This is a genomic window from Streptomyces sp. MMBL 11-1 (assembly GCF_028622875.1).
GTDB lineage: Bacteria > Actinomycetota > Actinomycetes > Streptomycetales > Streptomycetaceae > Streptomyces.
Genome location: NZ_CP117709.1, coordinates 5,451,200 through 5,472,403, shown reverse-complemented (window position 1 = coordinate 5,472,403; position 21,204 = coordinate 5,451,200). Strand labels below are relative to the sequence as shown.

The 21,204-nt window shown below is 74.6% G+C and carries 17 protein-coding genes; 4 read left to right on the top strand and 13 right to left on the bottom strand.

What is annotated here, in order from left to right; genetic code table 11:
• Positions 1-48: 48 nt before the first annotated feature.
• On the top strand, positions 49-654 hold the full coding sequence (locus tag PSQ21_RS24545; protein ID WP_274035917.1) for a response regulator transcription factor: 606 nt from the start codon (positions 49-51) through the stop codon (positions 652-654).
• Here PSQ21_RS24545 and PSQ21_RS24540 read toward each other — a convergent pair.
• The 5 genes from PSQ21_RS24540 to PSQ21_RS24520 form a co-directional block, all read right to left on the bottom strand.
• Complete coding sequence (locus PSQ21_RS24540; RefSeq protein WP_443334402.1) at positions 623-2,677, bottom strand: ATP-binding cassette domain-containing protein; 2,055 nt, start codon at positions 2,675-2,677, stop codon at positions 623-625. The genes PSQ21_RS24545 and PSQ21_RS24540 overlap by 32 nt on opposite strands.
• Positions 2,674-4,446 carry an ABC transporter ATP-binding protein gene (locus tag PSQ21_RS24535; protein WP_274033001.1) on the bottom strand — a complete coding sequence of 591 codons (1,773 nt, stop codon included), beginning with the start codon at positions 4,444-4,446 and terminating at the stop codon, positions 2,674-2,676. Before PSQ21_RS24535 ends, PSQ21_RS24540 begins: the two co-directional genes overlap by 4 nt.
• A gap of 74 nt (positions 4,447-4,520) precedes the next feature.
• Positions 4,521-4,652 (bottom strand): SapB/AmfS family lanthipeptide, encoded by a 132-nt coding sequence (locus tag PSQ21_RS24530; RefSeq protein WP_003966507.1) that lies wholly within the window; start codon positions 4,650-4,652, stop codon positions 4,521-4,523.
• Between the two features lie 44 nt (positions 4,653-4,696).
• A complete protein-coding gene (gene lanKC, locus PSQ21_RS24525) occupies positions 4,697-7,393 on the bottom strand; it encodes a class III lanthionine synthetase LanKC (RefSeq protein ID WP_274032998.1) in 2,697 nt (898 codons plus the stop codon).
• A 280-nt stretch (positions 7,394-7,673) separates the two neighbouring features.
• Complete coding sequence (locus PSQ21_RS24520) at positions 7,674-8,651, bottom strand: ArsR/SmtB family transcription factor (protein ID WP_274032996.1); 978 nt, start codon at positions 8,649-8,651, stop codon at positions 7,674-7,676.
• 127 nt (positions 8,652-8,778) lie between these two features.
• Between PSQ21_RS24520 and PSQ21_RS24515 the strand changes: the two genes are divergently transcribed.
• Both PSQ21_RS24515 and PSQ21_RS24510 read left to right on the top strand, forming a co-directional pair.
• Entirely contained in the window at positions 8,779-10,017 is a 1,239-nt protein-coding gene (locus PSQ21_RS24515; protein ID WP_274032995.1) for an MFS transporter, read from the top strand.
• The gene (locus PSQ21_RS24510; RefSeq protein WP_274032994.1) at positions 10,014-10,598 is read left to right on the top strand and encodes a sugar O-acetyltransferase; all 585 of its coding nucleotides are present in this window, start codon (positions 10,014-10,016) and stop codon (positions 10,596-10,598) included. Before PSQ21_RS24515 ends, PSQ21_RS24510 begins: the two co-directional genes overlap by 4 nt.
• Before the next feature lie 57 nt (positions 10,599-10,655).
• Here PSQ21_RS24510 and PSQ21_RS24505 read toward each other — a convergent pair whose 3' ends face one another.
• The 5 genes from PSQ21_RS24505 to PSQ21_RS24485 all read right to left on the bottom strand — a co-directional run bounded on the left by PSQ21_RS24505 (position 10,656) and on the right by PSQ21_RS24485 (position 15,406).
• Positions 10,656-11,159: a DUF4265 domain-containing protein gene (locus tag PSQ21_RS24505; RefSeq protein ID WP_274032993.1), complete on the bottom strand. Its 504-nt coding sequence runs from the start codon at positions 11,157-11,159 to the stop codon at positions 10,656-10,658.
• A gap of 148 nt (positions 11,160-11,307) precedes the next feature.
• Positions 11,308-13,470 carry a hypothetical protein gene (locus PSQ21_RS24500; RefSeq protein ID WP_274032992.1) on the bottom strand — a complete coding sequence of 721 codons (2,163 nt, stop codon included), beginning with the start codon at positions 13,468-13,470 and terminating at the stop codon, positions 11,308-11,310.
• Between the two features lie 175 nt (positions 13,471-13,645).
• On the bottom strand, positions 13,646-14,119 hold the full coding sequence (locus tag PSQ21_RS24495) for a DUF6113 family protein (RefSeq protein WP_274032990.1): 474 nt from the start codon (positions 14,117-14,119) through the stop codon (positions 13,646-13,648).
• Complete coding sequence (gene mshB / locus PSQ21_RS24490) at positions 14,116-15,138, bottom strand: N-acetyl-1-D-myo-inositol-2-amino-2-deoxy-alpha-D-glucopyranoside deacetylase (protein ID WP_274032989.1); 1,023 nt, start codon at positions 15,136-15,138, stop codon at positions 14,116-14,118. Before mshB ends, PSQ21_RS24495 begins: the two co-directional genes overlap by 4 nt.
• A 73-nt stretch (positions 15,139-15,211) precedes the next feature.
• A complete protein-coding gene (locus PSQ21_RS24485; RefSeq protein ID WP_097870105.1) occupies positions 15,212-15,406 on the bottom strand; it encodes a hypothetical protein in 195 nt (64 codons plus the stop codon).
• Between the two features lie 170 nt (positions 15,407-15,576).
• Between PSQ21_RS24485 and PSQ21_RS24480 the strand changes: the two genes are divergently transcribed.
• Positions 15,577-17,703 carry a prolyl oligopeptidase family serine peptidase gene (locus tag PSQ21_RS24480; RefSeq protein ID WP_274032988.1) on the top strand — a complete coding sequence of 709 codons (2,127 nt, stop codon included), beginning with the start codon at positions 15,577-15,579 and terminating at the stop codon, positions 17,701-17,703.
• A gap of 41 nt (positions 17,704-17,744) precedes the next feature.
• Here the strand turns inward: PSQ21_RS24480 and PSQ21_RS24475 are convergent, their stop codons facing one another.
• The 3 genes from PSQ21_RS24475 to PSQ21_RS24465 form a co-directional block, all read right to left on the bottom strand.
• Positions 17,745-18,743, bottom strand: coding sequence for a hypothetical protein (locus PSQ21_RS24475; RefSeq protein ID WP_274032987.1), 999 nt, complete (start codon positions 18,741-18,743; stop codon positions 17,745-17,747).
• A gap of 276 nt (positions 18,744-19,019) precedes the next feature.
• On the bottom strand, positions 19,020-20,225 hold the full coding sequence (locus PSQ21_RS24470; RefSeq protein WP_274032986.1) for an ABC transporter ATP-binding protein: 1,206 nt from the start codon (positions 20,223-20,225) through the stop codon (positions 19,020-19,022).
• Positions 20,215-21,192: an ABC transporter ATP-binding protein gene (locus tag PSQ21_RS24465; RefSeq protein ID WP_274032985.1), complete on the bottom strand. Its 978-nt coding sequence runs from the start codon at positions 21,190-21,192 to the stop codon at positions 20,215-20,217. Before PSQ21_RS24465 ends, PSQ21_RS24470 begins: the two co-directional genes overlap by 11 nt.
• Positions 21,193-21,204: the final 12 nt, after the last annotated feature.

Sequence of the window (21,204 nt, the reverse complement as noted above, 5' to 3'; positions counted from 1 at the left end):
CGCACTCCGCTTCGGGCGGGCCGGAAGAGAAAAGCTGGGGGCAGAATGATGACAACCGTGCTGCTGGTCCACACCGTGCCGTTGTGGCGCGCGTCGCTGGCCTCGCTCCTCGGCACGGGGCGGGGGATAGACGTCCGCACCGCCGAACACGGGGCGATACGCGCCGCGTTGAACGGGCCGTGTCCGGACGTGCTCCTCACCGACCTCGACTGTCCGGGTGCGCTGGACGTCCTCGACGAGCTGAGGACGATGACCGCGCCGCACGGTGAGCAGGTTCCCCTCGCCGTGCTCACCTGCGGCGACCGGCCGCGCGGTCTGCGACGGGCGTACGAGGCGGGAGCGCTCGGCTACATCGACAAGTACCGCCCGGTGGACGACCTGTCCGAGGTGATGCACAAACTGGCGGACGGCGGACGGCACATCGACGAGTCGCTGGCCTTCACCCTCCTCCAGGTTGCCGATATGCCTTTATCGCCAAGGGAGTTGAGTGTGCTCTCGATGGCCGAAGGGGGTGACACCGTGGCCGGGATAGCCGCCCGACTTCACCTGACGCCGGGGACGGTGCGCAATTACCTGGCCGCCGCCATTCGCAAGTCCGGGGCGCGCAATCGGCTGGACGCGATCAGGCGGGCGAAGGAGGCGGGATGGATCTGATGCCGCGCTCCTCTTCCCGCCGCCCGTAGCCGACGGCCCTTCCCGGCCCCTCCGGCCCATTCGGCCCTTCCGGATCGCCCGTCTCCCCCGACTCCTTCTCCGGCTCTCCCGGCTCCCACGGCCCTTCCCGCTCCTCCGGCTCCCAGAGGCCGGCCAGGTCCCGGTAGAGGGTGCAGGAGCGCAGGAGTTCGCCGTGGGTGCCGCACTGGGTGCGCGGGCCGTCCATCACCAGGGTCCGCCCGGCGCGGCGGGCCGAGCTGAGCCGGTGGGCGACGACGACGAGGGCGCCCGGCAGGGCCTTGAGCGCCAGCTCGGCGCGGGTCTCCGCGGCCGGGTCGAGCCGGCTGGTGGCCTCGTCGAGGATCAGCAGCGGCGGCGCGGCGAGGTAGGCCCGGCCCAGGGCGACCAGCTGCCGTTCGCCCTGGGAGAGCCGGTCCGGTTCGACGGCCGCGTCGAGCGAGCCGAGCCGGGAAAGCAGCACGTCCAGGCCGAGCGCGTCCGCCATGGCCGCGATCTCGCGGTCGCGGGCGTCGGGGCGCAGATAGCGGAGGTTGTCCCGCAGCGAGCCGCTGAACACGTAGGCGTGCTGGGGCAGCAGAACGCGTACGGCGGGGGCGTCGGCCGGGCGTACCGGGCGCCCCCGCCACCGCACCGCTCCCCCGGTGGGCCGCTCGGTCCCGGCGAGGACGGCGGCCAGGGTCGACTTGCCGCTGCCGCTCGGGCCGACGACCGCGAGGTGCTCCCCCGCCCCGATCGTCAGGGAGAGCCGGTCCAGGACGGGCCGGGCGCCGGGCCCGTACGCGAAGCTGACCTCGTGGAGTTCGGCGACCGGGGTTCCGCGCGGCGGCGCGGCGTCCCGGGCGGGCGGGGGCGGGTCGTCGGCGGGCGGCGGCGGCGCGTCCGTGAACCGGTCCAGGACCACGACGAGCCGGCCCCCGACGGTGCCCAGCATGGTCATCAGCGCCTGGACGGCGGGGGCCAGCGCCTGGGTGAGGTAGGTCAGGGCGCCGACCAGCGCGCCCGGCGTGAGCCCGTTCCGCAGCAGCCAGGGCGCCCCCAGGAGCAGCAGGAGCGGCGGGAACCGGCCGCAGAGCGCGAGTGCCACCACCCGTACGCCGGACCAGCGGGCCAAGGAACGGGAGGCGGCGAGCTGCGCCTCGGCGAGGGCCCGGGACTCGGCCACCGTCCGCTCGGCGGCCCCGGCGGCGGCGATGTCGCGTACGGAGGCGGCGAGCAGGCCCGCGTGGGCGGCGTACGCCTCGTCGGCGGCGAGGTAGTCGCGCTGGCGGGCGGCCATGGGCGGCAGGGTGCCGAGGAACAGGGCGGCTCCCCCGAGCAGCGGGGGCAGCACGATCAGGAGGAGGGCGGGCGAGAGGGCCAGCAGGCCGGTGAAGGCCCCGGCCGCCGTGAACACGAACGAGCGCAGCGTCAGGACGAGTCCGGCCCAGCCGTCCCGGGCGATCTCACTCTGATGGGTGACCTGTGACAGGGACCGGGTGCTGACATCGCCGGAGCGGTCGAGCACGCCGGACAGCGCCCGGGACACCGCGCGCCGGACCAGTCCGTCGCGCAGCGGCTCCACCAGGTCCGCGAGCCGGCCGAACACCCCGCGGGCCGCGGGCACGGAGGGCAGTACGGCGACCGCGGCGACCGCCAGCCAGAGGAGGCCGGTCGGGGGGTGTCCGGCGAGGAAGCCGTCGTCGAGCGCGCGGGCGACCCCGAACCCGCCGAGGAACGTCTGGGCGAACTCCAGCAGGGACCAGCCGGCCAGCCGCAGGACCGCGCCGGTCCGCGCCCGCAGGAAGGGCCGGGCCTCACGGCCGACCCGACGCAGCGGCGTGTCGCGCGGGGCGTGGGGGTGTGCGCCGTGACTCTGCTTCTCGCGCGGGGCGTGGGGGGCCGCGCCGGGATCCTGGGCGTCGCGCCGGGGGTGTGCGCCGGGCTCCTGCTCCGCGCGCGGGGCGTGGGGGGCCGCGCCGGGATCCTGGGCGTCGCGCCGGGGGTGTGCGCCGCCGGCCTTCACCGGGTCCCCGATCCGGCGGCCGGAGTCACGGGCGTACGGCTCGCGGGAACGGAGCCCTCGGCGGGTGTGTCGGTGCGGAAGACCGCCCGGTAGTCCGGATCCGCCCAGAGTTCGTGGTGGCGGCCCGTCGCACGGATCCGGCCGTCCTCCAGCCAGGCGACCCGGTCCGCCCGCGCGGCCGAGGACAGCCGGTGGGCGACGATGACCCGGGTGCAGTGCCCGGCCCGCGCGTCGAGCGCGCGGCGGACGTGGTGCTCGGTCACGGTGTCGAGGCTGGACAGCGCGTCGTCGAGGATCATCAGGCGGCCTGGGTGGGCGAACGCGCGGGCCAGTCCCAGGCGTTGGCGCTCGCCGCCGGAGAGCGGGGCGTCGGCGACCGGGGTCGCGTAACCGTACGGGAGCAGGGCGAGGAACCCGTCGGCGCGGGCCGCGCGGGCGGCGTCGCGTACGGCCTCGGGCGACGCGGTCCAGGGCCCGTAGGCGATCGTGTCCTCGACGGTGACGCCGGGGAGGGCCGGGCGGGCGAAGGCGTACGCCACCTCGCGGCGCAGCCGGGCCGGTTCCATGCCGTCCATCGGGACGCCGTCCAGCAGCACGCTGCCGGTGTCCGGGTCGAGCAGCCGCCCGGCGACCGCGGCGAGCACCGACTTGCCGGAGCCGGAGCGGCCGACGACCGCCAGGGAGGTGCCGCCGGGGACGGTCAGGTGGACGCCGGTCAGCAGCGGGCCGCCGCCGTCCTGTTCGACGCCGACATCCCTGAGTTCGAGGTGCCCGGGGGCGTCCGGCGCCGGGCCCAGGCCGCGGTGCGGCAGCGGTGCCAGGGTGAGGAGCGGCTGCAGGCTCTGCGCGGCCACGCGGCTGCGGGCGAGGGAGCCCAGGGCGCCGGTCAGGGCGCCGATACCGACGGCGAGACCCGCGTAGCGGGAGGCGGCGACCAGGTCGCCGACGCCGATCGCGCCCGCGTGGAGCCGTAGTCCGGCGACCGCGACGACCAGCAGCATGAGCAGCGGCAGCAGGAGGCCGCTGCGGCCGACGGCCCGCCCGTACACCGCCCAGGTGCGCCTGCCGTGTTCGGCGAGGGCGGTCAGGGGCTCCAGGACGCGGCGGTGCTCGCGTGCGCCGGTGCGGGCGGCGCGGATGGTGTCGGCGCCGTCGAGGGCCTCGGTGAGCCGGTGGGCGATGAGCGACTGGGCGCGCTGGTAGTCGGCCCCGGCGTCGGCGGTCCGGCGGGTGAAGGCGCGCAGCAGGGCGACGAGGAGGGGCGCGCCGAGCAGGAGGGCGGCGGCCGTCCAGATGTCGATGAGGACGAGTCCGACGAGCGCGCCGAGCGGGAGGAGGACGCCCGCGACGGCTCCGGCGGCGGTGACGGGTGCGGAGGCGGCGTCGGCGGTGCGGGCCGTGAGCCGGGCGGTGAGGTCGCCGGTGGGCAGGGCGAGGGCGCGGCGGGGTTCGGCCGCCAGGACCCGGGCGGCGGTGCGGGTGCGCAGGGAGGCGGTGAGCCGGGCGGTGGTGCTCGTGCCGGTCACGGCGGCCGCCGCGTCGAACCCGGTCTCGGCGAGGGTCAGGGCGGCGCAGAGCAGCAGCCCGGACCAGGGTACGGGGCCGCCGTCGACGAGCCGGTCGACGGTGTGGCCGAGGGCCGCGGGAAGGGCGAGCGCGGCGAGTGCCCCGCCGGTGGAGCAGAGGAGGAGCCCGAGCAGGGCCGCCGGGTGCTGCCGGGCGAGCCGCCGGGTGCCGGACTCCGTGCCCGGGCGTGGGTGCAGCCGCACGGCGTGGCCTTTCTGGGGGCACGTGGGCCGGCCGGCCCACCGGTGAGGTTCACCGGTGGGCCGGCCGGTGCGGGTCACGGGGTGCAGAGGACCACGCTGAGGGAGCTGTACTCACAGACCAGCAGCGAGACCTGGCTGCCCGTGGCGAGCTCGCCGAAGGAGTCCTCGGCCGGGGTGTCCATCGCCTGAAGGTCGAGAAGCGCCATGATGATGTCCTTTCGGGGACGTAGTGGTGCTGAACGGTGTGTTGCTACGACCCCTGGTGGGGCCGGTCCATGGGGCCGCTCGCGCGGCCGGGGGGCGCCGCCGGGGCGGCGGGCAGGAAGGGAAGTCCGGTGGAGCCGCCGAGCGCGGCGCCCAGGGCGAGGAGGACGCCGGCGGTCCCGGTGGCCAGGTCCATCGACAGGCGCATCAACTGCTCGCCGGGGAACGCGATTCCGTCTCCGTACGTCAGGGCGTGGCTGCCCAGCAGCTCGGTGTGGCGGGCGATGGCGCGCCGCCGGTCGGCCTCGTCGCACAGGGGGGTGGCCGCGAGGTGCGTCAGGAGTCCGGCCGAGCCCCGGAGCAGTCCGGGCTGGACGTAGAAGGCGGAGAGCGCGGCCGGCAGGAGGGCGCGGCCCGCCGCTTCGAGCGCGGGGTCGGGGCGGTGGGCGAGGTAGGCGTCGATGACGGCCGCGATGCCGGCGCTGCCGGAACCGAGGTACGGCATGAGCCGCTTGCCCTCGACGACGAGGAGTTCGCCGTCGTCGCCGGTCCGGCAGCGTTCCAGGTCGCGGCGCAGGGCGGTGGCCGCCAGATCGAGCAGGGCGGGGTCCCCGGTGGTCGCGTAGCGGCGTACCAGCAGCAGGGCGATGCCGCTCGCGCCGTGCAGCAGTCCGGTGCGGGGGGACGGCGGTCCGTCGACGAGCGCGCGGACGGCGAGGGCGGTGCAGCGGGCGGCCGCGTCCGACAGTGCGGGGGCGTCGGTGGCGGAGGCGGTGCGGGCCAGGTCGTCGAGGGCGAGGCCGATGCCCGCGTACCCGTGGTGGAGGCCGGGCGCGAGGCCCTCCAGCGGCTGGTCGAGGATGATCCGGAGGAGGTCGGCGGCCTCGGCGGTGCGGCCGATCCGGTGCAGGGTCCAGGCGATGCCGGTGAGCCCGTCGTAGAAGCCGAGGGGGCTGCCGGACGCCGGGTCCTTGGCGTGCCGCAGGAGCCAGTCCTCGGCCTCCTCGCACGGCGGGGCGCCCGTCTCGTGGAGGGCGTAGAGCACTCCGGCCGTCCCGTACGCGAAGGACTGGCCGCCGGTGGCCGTGGCGAACTGGGCGATGTCCCCGGGGAAGCAGCGGTCCTCGCGCTCCGGTGTGCGGGAGGCGGTGATGGCCCGGGCCATCGCGTCACGGCTGCGCGGCCAGTCGCCGGGGTCGGTGCCGGAGACGGGAACGGGAACGGCCACAGGAGCAGCGGCGGCAGCGGCGACGGGAGCGGGAGCGGCCACGGGAGCAGCGGCGGGAGCGGGCCGGGGGGCGGGCTCCCCCGCAGGGCGCAGGATCTCCGCGACCGCGGGCCGCAGCGTCTCCTCGGTGACCGGGAAGACGCGGGCGATGTCCCGGGCGAGGCCGGCGGCCTTGGTGCGGTCGATGCCGAACAGGGTGGTGAGCGGCAGGTACAGGGCGAGCCGCAGACAGGCGAGCGCATAGCGGTCGATGTCGGTGCCGCGCCGGTCGGGCGGGGCGACGAAGGCCGGGTTGGCGACGATCTGACGGCGGCGCTCGGCGGCCGGGGAGGCCGCCTCGAAGTCGAGCAGGACGATCCGCCCGGCCTCCTCGTCGACCATCACGTTGCTCATGTGCAGATCGCTGATGACGATGCCCCGGGCGTGCACCGCCCCGACGGCGCGCTCGACCTGCCCGTACAACTCTTCGGCCCAGGAGGCGTGTTCGGCGAGCAGTTCGGGTGACGGGTGCTGTCGGGCGAGCGGGAAGCGACGGGCGAAGACGGTGTTGAGGGTGGTGCCGGGTATGTGCTGGAGAACCAGGAAGTGGTGGTCGCCGACCTCGAACACGTCCCGGACGGCCGGTACGCAGTCCAGCCCGGCCAGTTGCTCCAGGGCGGTCCGTTCGCGCTCCAGCCGGGCCACGGCGTCCGCCCCGTCGGCGGCGAGACCGGCGTACGGCCGTGCCTCCTTGAGGACGACCTGCTCGCCGGAGCGGGTGTCGCGGCCGAGGTAGACCCCGCCGCCGTTGGAGAAGTGCAGCGCCTTCTCCACGGTGTACGGGAGGTCGGCGAGGCCCACGGCGGCGCGGGCCTCCAGGTACGGCGTCAGGAAGCCGGGCGGGGTCACCCAGGAGGGGACGCGGAAGGACGGGCCCCGGTCGTCGGGGACGAGCCGGCCCCGCGGATCGGCGACGGCGGGCACGGGCCGCCCGTCCGGGCCGGAGCAGAAGCGGGCGGCGAACGCCCCGTACCGGGTGTGCACGGGCCCGTTCCCGCACCGCAGGTCGCTCAGGATGTACGGGCCGTGCTCACCCTCCAGCAGCCGCATGAGGGCGGTGCACACCTCGGGGAACGCCTCGTCGGACGGTGGGTAGACGGTGATGAACTTCCCGCTGCCCGCCCGGTCCGCGTACTTGGCGTTCCGCAGGGCCAGCAGCCCGGCGTTGGGTACGCACTTGAAGGCCAGCCGGTGTTCCAGGCAGTGGGCGACGACCCGCTCCAGCACGGAGGCGGCGTTGTCGAGGGCGGCCGAGACGTGGATCTTCCAGCCCTGGGGCGGCAGTCGCAGCCCGTCGGGGCTGTACGCGAGCCAGTCGCCGCGCCGGGAGCGTGTCCACCCGTCGGGTACGGCGCCGCGGAGCGGCGCGTAGAACGAGCGCTCCTCGTCGGCGGCTCCGCCCGGTCCGGGGGAACGGTGGGGCGCGTCGTAGAAGCGGCGGTCCGCCTGGCAGTACGCGGCGTACTCCGGATTCACGCACGGTCCCCTCGCTCGGTTCTTTCGTGGCGAGAGAGAAATTGCCACAACGACGGGCGGCGCCCCTAGTCACTGATGTCACGACTCGCACATGCGCTCCACCCATGCGAAGCACACCGTGTACCGATGGGTATCCGATGGCCGCCCAGCCCCGCGCGGGTGCGACCCGGGGGCGTGCGGGGGCGCGCACGGGGCGCTTTCACCGCCGCCTCGGCCCGCGCCGCACCCCAGGACGTCGTCCCGCCTCAGCCCGCGCCGCACACCAGGACGTCGCTCCGCCTCAGCCCGCGCCCCGCACCAGGGCGTCCCCCGCCTCCGTACGGAAATAGAGCACGGAGCGGCCCGCGCGGCGACGGCGGACCAGTCCGGCGTCCAGCAGGATCCGCAGATGGCGGCCCACCGAGCCCAGCCCCTGGCCGGTCAGCGCGACGAGCTGCGTCGTGCTGAGCGGGGAGGCGAGCAGCAGCAGGACACTCGCCCGCGCCGGGCCGATCAGCGCGCCCAGGGCGACGGGCACGGGAACGCTCCCGGCCCCGGCGAGCGCGCCGGAACACGGGTACACCAGCCCGTACCGGCGGGGAATGTCCCAGCAGACCCAGGACTGGTACGGGGTCACGGGGACGAACAGCAGGTGGGCGCGGCCCAGTTCGCGGGGCGGGTTGTCGTGGGTGTTGATCTGGAGCCGGCTGCCGCCCAGCCAGCGGATGCCGGGGCGCATGCCGTTCACCGCTTCGACCCAGCCACCGCGCCCCAACTGGGCGGAACGGGCGACCACATCGGCCTCCAGGATCCGCCGCCGCCTCGGCCAGTCGGGCAGCACGGTGTGCGTCCAGACCCACTCCACCGCGTCGGCGGCGCGCTCGGCCAGGTCGTCCCGGTCCAGCGCGGCGGGCAACGGCCCGCGCACCGCCTCGGCCAGGTCGGCGCGGGCCCGGTCGGGCGGGGTGGCCCGCACGGTCGCCAGCTCGTCGGCGAAGGAGGCCGGGGCCCGGCCCGGCGGGGCGGGGGCCGGCACGGGGATGAGGAAGTCGGCGATCCACCGGGGCGCGAGGGCGGCGCCGGTCACCAGCGCGGAGACCGGGTGGCCGGCCTTCCACCGCCGGTACGCGGGCAGGTGGGCCTCCAGCCAGGCACGCTCACCCGGATGCGCGGCGCCGGCCCGCTCCAGGACCAGCAGGCTCGCGACGGCCTCCGCGAGGGGCGAGACGGCGAACCGGCTGTTCGCGAGCGTGTCCGCCCCGACCTGCCACCAGCCCACGCGCCCCCACCGCCCACTCTCCGCCGGCCCTCCGACCCCACCGCCGCCCGCCCGCCCGTCCGTCCGGGCTTTCGCGTCAGCGCGAAACAGTAACCCTCCCGGCGCCGGCGTCCGGAGACTCCACCCCATGCGCACCTACCGCGAGCTGTTCCGCACCCCGGAGTTCACTCCCTTCTTCGCCGCCGTCTCCGTGCAGACGGCCGCCCGGACCGCGACCGGTCTGGCGCTGGGCACCCTCGTGTACACGCGGACGGGCTCGCCCCTGCTGTCGGCCCTGGCGATGTTCGGCCCGTCGCTGGCCCAGGTGGCCGGGGCGCTCACCCTGCTGTCGGCGGCGGACCGCCTGCCGCCGCGCGCCGCGCTGACCGCCCTGGCGCTGCTCTCCGCCGGGGCCGCCTGCGTCCAGGCCGTTCCCGGGCTGCCGCTGTGGGGGGCGTTCGCCGTCCTGCTGGTGGTGGGCGTGGCCTCGTCACCGGGCGGGGGCGTACGGTACGGGCTGCTCAACGAGATCGTTCCGCGCGAGGGATTCCTGCTCGGCCGCTCCGTGCTCAACATGACGGGTGGCGCGACGCAGATCTGCGGGTTCGCGGTGGGCGGGCTGCTGGTGGCGGTGTTCTCGGCGCGCGGCACGCTGCTGGTCGGGGCGGGACTGTACGTCGTCGCGGCGGCCGTGACCCGGTTCGGGCTGACCGCCCGGCCACCCCGGGCGACCGGACGCCCCTCGGTCCGGGAGACACGGCGGACGAACGCGCTCCTCTGGTCGTCGACGCCGCGCCGGTACGTGTTCCTGGCGCTGTGGGTGCCCAACGGGCTCGTCGTCGGGGCCGAGTCGCTGTACGTCGCGTACGCGCCGGGGCACGCCGGGCTCCTCTTCGCCGGCGGGGCCCTGGGCATGCTGGCCGGGGACACGCTGGTCGGGCGGTTCGTCACGGCACGGTGGCGGCCCCGGCTGGGGGCCCCGCTCCGGCTCCTGCTGGCCGCGCCCTATCTCCTCTTCGCGCTGCGCCCGGGGCTGCCCCTCGCCCTGGCGGCGGTCGTCCTGGCGAGCGTGGGCTTCGCCGCGAGTCTGCTGCTCCAGGAACGGCTGATGGCCCTCACCCCGCAGGAGCTGAGCGGCCAGGCGCTCGGGCTCAGCTCCTCGGGGATGCTCGCCATGCAGGGCGTGGGGGCGGCCGTGGCGGGCGGCATCGCCCAGCTGACCTCCGCCGCCACGGGCATGGCGGCCGTCGCGGGGATCTCCGTGGCGGTGACGCTGGCGCTGGCCCCGGGGCTGCGTGACCGGTCCGAGGATGCCGGGGGCAGACTGCCGGTAGCGGACGGATCACCACGAGCGTCCCGTACACCCCTCGGGAAAGAGACCACATGAGCGACGAGGCCAGGCCCAGCCAGAAGGAAGCCATGCTCTCCGGCGAGCTCTACATCGCCGACGACCCCGAACTGGCGGCGGAGGCGCGGCACGCGGCCGTGCTCAGCGAGCGCTACAACGCCATCTCGGCCGCCGACCCCGAGGCCCGGCGCGCGGTCCTGGCCGAGCTGCTCGGCGAGGTGGGCGAGGGCGTGGAGGTCCGGCCGCCGCTGCGGGTCGACTACGGCTATCAGACGACCATCGGCCCCCGGACGTTCATCAACTTCGGCGCGGTCCTCCTGGACGTCGCCCGCATCACCATCGGCGCGGACGTCCAGATGGGCCCGAACGTCCAGCTGCTCACCCCGACCCACCCGATCGACCCCGAGCCGCGCCGCGCCAAGTGGGAGGCCGCGCAGCCGATCACCATCGGCGACAACGTCTGGCTGGGCGGCGGGGTGATCGTCTGTCCCGGGGTGACCATCGGCGAGAACACGGTGGTGGGGGCGGGGGCCGTCGTCACGAAGGACCTGCCGGGAGACGTGGTGGCGGTCGGCAACCCGGCCCGGGTGATCAGGAAGATCGGCGAGGAGGAGGCGTGACGGCCCTGGCCCCCGCAGCCCGCCGGCCGCGGCACTCCGGGCGCGGCCGCTCCTGTGCTACGCGGCCCGCCAGGCGGCGGTGACGCACGAGACCTCGAAGTGCCACCAGCCCTCGTCCCGGCCACGGGCGAGCAGTGCCTTGACCCCGCGCAGATCCGCGCCGCCCGGCACGGTCAGGGCGACCAGCGGGAACTCGGCGCTGAAGACCTCCCCGGTGAGCCCGAAGGCGGCGAGCCGCTCGTGCACGGCCCGGGCGTCGCGCCCGAGCGGCCCGTCCGGCAACGGCAGCACCCGTACGGTGCAGTTGCCCGAGTCGGCCACGCGGCCGACGGCCCAGTGGACCCCGTCGCCGTCCGTGCGGAACCGTACGGTCTCGCCCTCGGCGACCCCGTCCTGGAGGAAGGGCACGTTGTCCACCCGGGCGGTGTCCGGGCCGAGGCGCGTCGCCCACAACCCCTCGGTGTCGCAGGGCGGCCGGCCCTCGCGCGGGACGAGGCGGAACCAGACCTTGATCTGATCGGCTTCGCGGGACGGGCGTTCCGGTCCGGCGGAGGAACTCATGGCCCCATGGTCCCCCGCGCACGGCGCGCCCGCCTGTCCACACCGACGACCGGGCATGACGTCGGCGTCCGAAGGCAGAGGCCGCCCCCGGCCGGATACGTTCCCGGGCGGGGGCGGAGGGGGCGGAGCGGCGGTGCCGTCCGGTGGGTCAGCCCTCGCCGGTCAGGTCGATGGTGGCCGTACGCTCGGCAGGGGTCTTCCCCATCAGGGCGGTCTTCATGGCCTGGGCCACGTCGTCCGCGCTGACCTGATGCTTCTTGCCGTCGCCCTTGACCGCCATGATGCCGTCGAAGACGCCGTCCAGCAGCGTGTCGATCGCCTGCTTGTCGTAGACGTCGACCAGCCGGCCGTCCACCGGCTTCATGGAGAGGATCTGCGGCAGCGACCGGGCCGGGCCGAACTGGATCTGCTTGGGACCGGCCTTGATGGTGATCAGGCCGGACATCGCGGGCTCGGCGAACTCCTTCATCGCCCGGTCCAGTTCGGCCTTGGTGATGGTGGGCTGGGTGGTCTTGACGGGGAGCTCGACCAGCCGGGCCTTCCCGGTCTGCACCTGGGCGCGGTAGGCGTCCCGGACCGAGATCAGGGACTGGCCGGCGTCCAGCGCCTTGCCCGGCTTGCCCGGCACCGCCACGGCCTTGTTCGGCTCGAAGCGGATCGTGCCGTCGCTGGAGGAGCCCGAAGCGCCGGCCAGGTCGGTCAGCGCCACGCCGAGCTTCTCCTCGTCGACCGGGATCACCGGGTCGGCGGGACGTTCCCCGCCGAACAGCGAACCGATCACCGAGACGGGGTTGTAGTCGCTGCCCGCCGCGCCGCGCACGGTCTCCTGGCTGTCCAGGGTGAGACCGGCCTTCTCGGGGTCGAGCTTCTCCTCCTTGCCGTCCACCGACAGCGTCAGGGGAGTCTTGGCCCGCTTCCCGAGGGCGGCTTCGAGCTTGGTGACCGCCTCCTCCTTCGTACCGCCGCCGATGTCGACGCCGAGCACCGTGGTGCCCTTGGGGACCTCGGAGTGGTTCAGCAGGAGCCCGGCCCCGTACGCGATGCCGAGCAGCACGATCGCGGCCACCCCGAGGAGGACCAGCTTGGAGCGGCCCTTCTTCGCGGGGGCGGGGGCGGCGGACGGGGACGCGGGGCGCGGGGCGGCCGGACCGGGTGTGGGGACACCGGGTCCGCCCGGACCGCCGGCACCGCCCCGAGGCCCGCCGGTCACCGGGCCGCCGGGGGTCCCCGGGCCGCCCGGGAACGTGACGCGGGGCTCGCTGGGCACCACGGGGATGCCGCTGGTCAGCGTGTCACCCGAGACATGACCCGGCTCGGGCGCCGGGGCCTGCGGCGTGAGGATCGCGGTGTCGTCGGACATCCGGGGCGGTACGCCGCCGGGGCCGCCCGGAACCATCGGGCCGGGGCCGCCGGGGCCGCCCGGGCCCGGGACACCGCCGCGGCCCGGGGCGCCGTCGAGATTCGGGACGCCGTCGAGGTTCGGGGTCAGCGAGGAGCTGCCGGTGACCGGTCCCGTGGTGGGGCCGGAAGGCCCGGGCGGGCGCACCCCGAGGCCGGGAGTGGAACGGGGGCCTCCGCCGGGGGGCTCGGTGCCGTAGCCGTCGAGCGCGCTGCGGACGGGGCCGGGGCCGGGCACGCCCGGTCCGCCGCCGGTCTGCGGGGCGTCCGAGAAGTACGGCAGGTCGGGACGGGAGGGGCTCGCGTCGCCGTCGGCCGCGCCACCGGGTCCGCCGGGCCCGCCCGCGCCGGGGCCGGACGGGGCGCCGGGTCCGCCCGCACCGGAAGGGGCGCCGGGCGCACCGGTGCCCTGAGCTGCTGCTCCCTGCCCGGTGGCCGGAGTCCTGCGCGGGGCGAACCAGTCGCTGCCGCTCTTCTCCCGGCCCGTCTTCTCCCCGGGCGTCGGGTCGGCGGCCGGGCCGCCCTCCCCGGAGCGGTCGCCCGACGCTGTGCCGTTCGGGCCCGTGGCCCGGTCCGGGGGCGCGGGTGCGGGCGGCGGTGTGCCGGGGCGCGGGGTTCCGCCGGTGCGCTCCGCGTCGGAACGGCCCTCGGCGGTGTCGCTCTCCGCCATCGGCGTACGCATCACCACCGGCGGGATGGGGCGCGACCCGGGGATGTTGATCCGGATGCGCGTCGTCAGCGTCGTCTCGGTCTTCGGCTCCTCGGGCCGGGGCGGAGCCACGGATTCCGGGTTCTCCTCGGAGCCGTCCCGCGACGGGTACTGGCGGGATCCGTACGGCGGCGTACCCGAGGGGTACGCGGCTCCGCCGCGACCCTGGGGCCCGGACGACGAACTGTCAGTTTCACGACTCAAAGCAGGTTCTCCCGATTGGCTCCGCCGCCCGTACTTCCCCCATGCCGCAGGCCAGGGGACGGCTCGGCGCGCGCACCACCATACTGGCCGCCGCCGTCGGACACTCCGCGACGGGGTGAAACCTCCACCGGCGCATCACACCTGTGAGGGCCTTCCCGGCCCCGGATGTGGCACGTCACGTACCGGACCGGCCGCTGCGGATGGCTGATTGCGGCACTTTGGAGGTGGTGGCGCACATCACAGCGGCAGCCGTCCCGCCGAGCATGAACAGCACCAGGCCGAGTTCGTCGCCGAAGACGTAGTCGCCCTCCGGCCGCCCGCTCAGCAGAAGGAACACCGTGACGAACCATCCGGCCGCCGGGGCGAGCGCGCCGATCTGGGTGCGGGTCAGAATCCGGCCACCGTAGAAGAGACCCGCGGAGGCCGCCAGCGCGATGATCAACCCGCCCGGGAACCAGGCGGCTTGGACGAGTGATCCGGCGATCGCCACCAGTGCGCCGAGGACGGCGAAGCCCGAGTACGCGGCGATCCGGGCCGGGTTCGGCCGGGCCGCGAAACCGGTGGGACCGGGGTCCCTGGGCGGCGCGTTCCGCCGCGGCGCGCTGGAGGAACCCGCGCGGACGCGGCCCTTCCCGGGGTTCCCGCTCATGCCGCGCTCCCCGTGGCACCTGCGGCACCCGTGCCGCCCGTGGCACCCGTGGCACCCGTGCCGCCCGTGGCACCTGTGACATCCGTGGCGCCCGTACCGCCCGTGCCCGTACCGCCCGTGCCCGTACCGTCCGGGGTGCCCGGCAGGCCCGCGAAGAGATCACTCTCGCGCGCGCCCTCGGCCACGCCCGGTGCGCCTCGCACCAGTTGGTAGTGCTCGGTCGTCAACAGGGGCTGGCCGAGGTCGTTGGAGAGGGCGAAGAAGGGGCCGTCGACCGCGATCTGGGTGGCATGGGCGCGCATCGCCGCCGATTTGGCACCGGCGTACGCCGATCCGTCGATCTCCGCGGTGATCCGCTCCCCGTCGGTCACGCCCGGGACGTCGTCCACGGAGGCGATGCCGGGGAAGGCCCCGGGGGCGGTGGTGCGCAGCCGCTCGAAGCCGGCCTCGGCCACGGCCCGCTCCACCCGGTTCCAGTAGACCTTCGCGACGGTGTGCGGTGCGCCGGGGCCGTACGCCGGGTCGGCGGCCAGGTCGACGGCGCGCATCGCGACGCGGTGGGCCTGGATGTGATCGGGGTGGCCGTAGCCGCCGTCCGGGTCGTAGGTGACCAGGACCTGGGGGCGGACCTCGCGGATCACCTCGACGAGGTGGGCCGCCGCCTCGTCCACCGGGGTGGACCAGAAGGAGCCGGGGCGGCCGTTCTGCTCGGCGCCCATCATTCCGGAGTCCCGGTAGCGGCCGGCCCCGCCGAGGAAGCGGTGGTCGTCGACGCCGAGCTCCTTCATCGCCGCGGCCAGCTCGCCGACGCGGTGGGGGCCCAGCGCGTCGTCCCGGTCGGCGGTGAGGCGGGCGAGCGAGGGCGGGATGACCTCCCCCTCCTCGCCGAGCGTGCACGTCACCAGGGTGACGTGGGCGCCCTCGGCCGCATACCTGGCCATGGTGGCGCCGTTGTTGATCGACTCGTCGTCGGGGTGCGCGTGCACGAGCAGCAGACGGCGGGCGGGGAGGTCCTTCATGGGGACCACCCTACGAGCCCGGTGGCCCCCCGCGCCCCCGCGCCCCGCGCCTCCTCGGCTCCCGGGTGCGGGGTCAGAACTTGATGCTGCTGATCATCCCCGCCACATTGGTCGTCAGATCGGAGATGGTCGGTGCGACCGACGAGCTCGCGATGTAGAACCCGAGCAGCATGCAGACCACCGCGTGCCCTCCCTTCAGTCCAGATTTCCGGATCAGCAGGAAGACGATGATCGCCAGCAGCACTACCGCCGAAATCGAGAGCGCCACGGCGGTTCACCTCCATCGGTACGTTCGGACGGTCGGAACGGGGGTACGCGAAGTCAGCGGGTTCCTACCCACCTAGCGCTACGGATCATAACTATCCGTGCCAACGCATTGGTCGGGGCACAGCAGCACGAGGGGCGCACGAACCGTGCCACACAGCTAAGTTCGGAGTCATGACCTCGCAGAAGCTGTCTTTTCCCCGCCAGCAAGCACGGACCCAGCGCTTCACTCTCGGCGCACCTCGCGCCTTCACCGTCTCACCGGATGAGACGCGCGTGATCTTTCTCCGGTCGACGCCCGGAACGGACCGCACCACCCGGCTCTGGGTCCTCGACCCGGCGACCGGCGAGGAGCGGATCGCCGCCGATCCCGAAGTGCTGCTGGGCGGCGCGGCGGAGAAGCTGTCGGCCCAGGAGCGGGCCCGGCGCGAGCGGACCCGGGAGGGTTCGTCGGGCATCGTCTCCTACGCGGTGGACGCGGCGGCGGAGCTGGCCGCGTTCGCCCTGTCCGGAAAGGTGTACGTGGCCGAGTTGCGGGCCGGGACCGCGCGGGCGCTCCCGGTGCCGGGCCCGGTGATCGACCCCCGCCCGTCCCCCGACGGCCGGCACATCGCGTACGTGGCCAAGGGCGCGCTGCGGGTCGTGGGCGCGGGGGGCGAGGGCGACCGGGCGCTGGCCGAGCCGGAGAACTCCCATGTCACCTACGGCCTGGCCGAGTTCATCGCGGCCGAGGAGATGCACCGCTTCCGGGGCTTCTGGTGGTCGCCGGAGTCGGACCGGCTGCTGGTCGCGCGGGCCGACGACAGCCCCGTACAGCGGTGGTACATCGCCGATCCCGCGCACCCCGAGCGCCGGCCCGCCGAGATCGCCTACCCGGCGGCGGGCACGCCCAACGCCGAGGTGGGACTCTTCGTCATGGACCTGGAGGGGGCCCGTACCGAAGTGGTCTGGGACCGGGCCGCGTTCCCGTACCTGGCCCAGGTGCACTGGTCGTCCGCGGGTGCTCCGCTGCTACTGGTGCAGGCCCGGGACCAGCGCAGCCAGCGGTATCTGGCGGTGGACCCGGAGACCGGGGCGACCCGGACCGTGCATGTCGACGAGGACCCGGTGTGGCTGGATCTCTTCCCCGGGGTGCCCGCGTGGGCGCCGGACGGGCGGCTGGTGCGGATCGTCGACGAGGGCGGCGCGCGGGTGCTGGCGGTCGGCGACCGGCCGCTCACCGGGTCGCAGCTGCACGTCCAGTCGGTGCTGGACATCGGGGAGTCCGACATCCTGGTCTCGGCCGTGGCCGGTGAGGACGCGGTCGAGCCCGAGATCGGACAGATCCATGTGTACCGGGTGAACGAGCTGGGAATCGAGCGGATTTCCGAAGGGGTGGGGGTGCACTCCGCGGTCCGCTCGGGCGATCTCGCCGTCGTGGTCTCTGCCGTCCCCGAGGAGCCCGGAGCCGCCGCGTGGGTGGTGCGGGACGGCAAGCGGCTGACCCGGATCCGGAGCTTCGCCCAGGAGCCGGTGCTGTCCGCCCGTGTGACGCTCACCGAGGGGGGCGCACGGCGGATTCCGTGCGCCGTGCTGCTCCCCTCGGACTACCGGGAGGCGGATGGTCCCCTTCCGGTCCTGATGGACCCGTACGGCGGTCCGCACGGCCGCCGGGTGGTCGCCGCCCACAACGCGCACCTGACCTCGCAGTGGTTCGCGGACCAGGGCTTCGCGGTGGTGGTGGCGGACGGGCGGGGCGCTCCGGGCCGTTCGCCGGGCTGGGAGAAGGCGGTGCGGGACAACCTCGTGATGACGATGGAGGACCAGGTCGAGGCGTTGCACGGGCTCGCCGGGCGGTTCCCGCTCGATCTGTCCCGGGTGGCGATCCGCGGCTGGTCCTTCGGCGGCTATCTGGCGGGGCTCGCGGTGCTGCGGCGGCCCGACGTCTTCCACGCGGCGGTGGTCGGCGCTCCGGTGACGGACCAGCGGCTGTACGACACCCACTACACCGAGCGCTATCTCGGTGATCCGGCGGCGCAGCCCGAGGTGTACGCGTACAACTCGCTGCTCACCGACGACGGGCTCTCCGAGCCCGCCGCCGAGGTCCGGCCCATGATGATCGTGCACGGTCTGGCCGACGACAACGTGGTGGTCGCCCACGCCCTGCGGCTGTCCTCGGCTCTGCTGGCCGCCGGGCGTCCGCACGAGGTGCTGCCGCTGAGCGGGGTGACGCACATGACGCCGCAGGAGCAGGTCGCGGAGAACCTGCTCCTGCTCCAGGTGGACTTCCTCAAGCGGTCGTTGGGCCTGACCGGCGCCTGAGCGTCCCGCGGCCGGCCCGTCCCGCCCTTCCCGTCACCCGCTCACCAGCGGGGCGGCGGGGAGGCGGGCGGGGGTCCGAAGCCGCCGCCCTGCGGGGGCCCGAAGCCGGGGGCGGGGGGCTGGTGCGGCGCGTGGGCCGGGGGCTGGACGCCCCAGGGGCCGACGCCGCCCCAGGGGCCCGGGGCGCCACCGACGGGGGCCCGCCCGACGCCCTTGCGGGCGAGGACGATCAGCACGACGGGCCCGACGAGGAGCGAGGAGACGGAGGTCATCATGTCCAGCTGCGCCTCGGTGGCCAGGGTGGTGAACTGCTCGTACATCTCGTAATGGATGACGCGCGCCATGCCCAGCACGCCCGAGGAGAGCACGAACCCGCCCGCGATCAGGCCGAGCGGTCGCGCGTGGGCCGCACCGGCGACCGCGCCGACGGCCGCCACCAGGAGCATCAGGATGTGCGTCACGGCGACCCAGCCGGGCGGCCCCTCGGTCAGCGGGGTGGTCAGGGGTTCCCCGCCGATGAACCACGCGGGATAGAGCTCGGACGGATAGACGAACGGCTGCCGGATCTCCCAGGCGGCGAAGATCAACCCCTGGAAGCCGAGGAGCAGGAAGGCGGCCACCCCGGCTCCGCGCCCCGGTCCGGCGGGTCGCTCCGCGCCCTCCGGCGCCGGGCGACGGCCCGCCGCCCCCGCGACGATCATGCCGAGCCCGGCCGCCAGGGCGACGTACGTGGTCAGCAGCGCCCGGTCCCGGAGGTCTTCCGGCCCCGGGGCGTCGGCGACGGTCCAGACGCCGGGCAGCCGCAGGGCGAAGGTGACCACGCCGGTGACGATCAGGACCGGGGCGGCGGAGGCGGAGCGGAGCGCCGCCACCACGGCGGCGGCGTAGGCCGACAGCAGGACGAGGCTGGTGGCCGAGGTGGTGGTCCGCGGCGCGTCCCGGAGGTCCGCGGTGCCCGACCAGTACTCCCAGACCGCGACCGGCCCGTCGGCGGCCCGGATGTCCCGCACCAGCCAGGCGATGATGAGTAGTGCCGGCACCGCGCACAGAACGGCGCCGGTGATTCTTGCTCCCCGTGTCAGTGTCACCCGGTGATACTCCATTGCCCCGAACGGATGAACAAGTCCGCACAGGGGGGCGGGAAGGGTCCGTACGGGACGGACCGGTGGCGGCGGGGGGCGACCGGCCGGAGCGTCAGGACGACGCCCCGGCCGGACCACGGCACCCGCACGGCCGTACGCTGGCCAGTATGGGGCGTCCGTATATCGGTGCGACGACGGTGAAGTTGCCTGCGTGTTAACGAACCTGACGCCGCCTCACGATGTCCCGTCCTCCGTGTTCCCCGGCTCATCCGTGGGGCCGGGGGCCTCCGTCGGCCCCGGGGCCTCCGGTTCGTCCTCGGTCGGCACCACGCGCTTCTCCTCCGCGAAGTGGCACGCCGAGTCGTGTCGCGCCGGGGTGTCGACGAGCCGGAACTCCGCGGGGACCGCCAGCAGCGGGACCTCCTGTTCGCACCGCTCCCGCGCCTTCCAGCAGCGGGTGCGGAAGCGGCAGCCCGAGGGGATGTTGGCGGGCGAGGGGACGTCGCCGTGCAGGATGATCCGTTCGCGGTGGGCGCGGGCCGTCGGGTCCGGTACGGGGACGGCGGAGAGCAGCGCCTGGGTGTACGGGTGCGTGGGGTGGTCGTAGATCTCCGCGTCGGAGCCGATCTCCACGATCCGGCCGAGGTACATCACGCCGACCCGGTCGGAGATGTGCCGGACGATCGAGAGGTCGTGGGCGATGAAGACGAAGCTGAGACGGAACTCCGCCTGGAGCCGGTCCAGCAGGTTGACGACCTGCGCCTGGACGGAGACGTCGAGCGCGGAGACCGGTTCGTCGGCGACGATGATCTCCGGGTTGAGGGCGAGGCCGCGCGCGATGCCGATGCGCTGGCGCTGGCCGCCGGAGAACTGGTGCGGATAGCGGTTGATGTACTCCGGGTTGAGCCCGACGACGTCCAGCAGGTCCTGCACCTTCTGCCGGCGGCTGCCCTTCGGGGCGACCTCGGGGTGGATCTCGTACGGCTCCCCGATGATGTCGCCGACCGTCATCCGCGGGTTCAGCGAGGTGTACGGGTCCTGGAACACCATCTGGATGTTGCGGCGCACGGCCTTCAGCGCCCGGCCCGACAGCTTCGCGATGTCCTCGCCCTTGTAGCGGATCGCGCCGGCCGTGGGGCGTTCCAGGTGGACGAGCATCTTGGCGACGGTCGACTTGCCGCAGCCCGACTCGCCCACGATGCCCAGGGTCTCGCCCGCGTACAGGTCGAAGTCGACGCCGTCGACGGCCCGGACGGCGCCGATCTGCCGCTTGAAGAGGATGCCCTGGGTCAGCGGGTAGTGCTTGGCGAGGCCGCGTACCTGGAGGATCGGGTCGCCCTCCGTGTACGGGGTGACGGCGTCCTCCCGGGCCGTGGACAGCAGGGTGGAGCCGGCCGAGCCACCGCCGGTCCCCGCACTCTCGTCGCGGTCAGCGTGCATCGAGCGTCTCCTTCCAGAAGTGGCAGGCGCTCCGGCGCCGCTCGTCCACCTCGTAGAGCGGCGGCACATCGGTACGGCACACGTCCCTGGCCTGCGGGCAGCGGGGGTTGAAGGCGCAGCCGGGCGGGATGCGGGTGAGGTTGGGCGGCAGGCCCTTGATCGCGTAGAGCTCCCGGCCCTTCTGGTCCAGGCGCGGGATCGACCGGAGGAGGCCCTTGGTGTACGGGTGGGCGGGGGCCCGGTAGATGTCGTGCACGGGGGCGGTCTCGACGATGCGGCCCGCGTACATGACGGCGATCTTGTCGGCGACGTCGGCGACGACGCCGAGGTCGTGGGTGATCAGGATGAGGCCCATGTTCAGCTCGCGCTGGAGTTCGGCGAGGAGCTCCATGACCTGGGCCTGGACGGTGACGTCGAGGGCGGTGGTCGGCTCGTCGGCGATGATCAGGGACGGTTCCAGGGACATCGCCATGGCGATCATGATGCGCTGGCGCATCCCGCCGGAGAACTGGTGCGGGTAGTTGCCGACCCGTTCCTTGGCGGCCGGGATGCGGACCCGGTCCATCAGCTCGACCGACTTGGCCCTGGCGTCCTTGCGGGACATGCCGCGGTGCACGACGAACATCTCGCCGAGCTGCTGGCCGACGGTGAGGACCGGGTTGAGCGAGGACAGGGCGTCCTGGAAGATCATGGCCATCTCCTGGCCGCGGACCCTGCGCCGCTCCTCCGGCTTGAGCTTCAGCAGGTCCCGGTCCTTGAAGAGGATCTCCCCGCCGGCGATCTTTCCCGGCGGCATGTCGAGGATGCCCATGATCGCCTGGGCGGTGACGGACTTGCCGGAGCCGGACTCGCCGAGGACGGCGAGCGTCTCGCCCTCGGCCACCGAGTAGTTGACCCCGTTGACGGCCTTGGCGACGCCCTCGCGGGTGTGGAACTCCACGTGCAGATCGCGCACTTCGAGCAACATGGCAACCGGCTC

Coding starts and splice junctions, on each gene's coding strand:
- PSQ21_RS24545 (WP_274035917.1), top strand. CDS start 49: ATGACAACCGTGCTGCTGGTCCACACCGTGCCGTTGTGGCGCGCGTCG.
- PSQ21_RS24530 (WP_003966507.1), bottom strand. CDS start 4,652: ATGGCGCTTCTCGACCTTCAGGCGATGGACACCCCGGCCGAGGACTCC.
- PSQ21_RS24515 (WP_274032995.1), top strand. CDS start 8,779: ATGCGCACCTACCGCGAGCTGTTCCGCACCCCGGAGTTCACTCCCTTC.
- PSQ21_RS24510 (WP_274032994.1), top strand. CDS start 10,014: ATGAGCGACGAGGCCAGGCCCAGCCAGAAGGAAGCCATGCTCTCCGGC.
- PSQ21_RS24505 (WP_274032993.1), bottom strand. CDS start 11,159: ATGAGTTCCTCCGCCGGACCGGAACGCCCGTCCCGCGAAGCCGATCAG.
- PSQ21_RS24495 (WP_274032990.1), bottom strand. CDS start 14,119: ATGAGCGGGAACCCCGGGAAGGGCCGCGTCCGCGCGGGTTCCTCCAGC.
- mshB (WP_274032989.1), bottom strand. CDS start 15,138: ATGAAGGACCTCCCCGCCCGCCGTCTGCTGCTCGTGCACGCGCACCCC.
- PSQ21_RS24480 (WP_274032988.1), top strand. CDS start 15,577: ATGACCTCGCAGAAGCTGTCTTTTCCCCGCCAGCAAGCACGGACCCAG.
- PSQ21_RS24470 (WP_274032986.1), bottom strand. CDS start 20,225: ATGCACGCTGACCGCGACGAGAGTGCGGGGACCGGCGGTGGCTCGGCC.
- PSQ21_RS24465 (WP_274032985.1), bottom strand. CDS start 21,192: ATGTTGCTCGAAGTGCGCGATCTGCACGTGGAGTTCCACACCCGCGAG.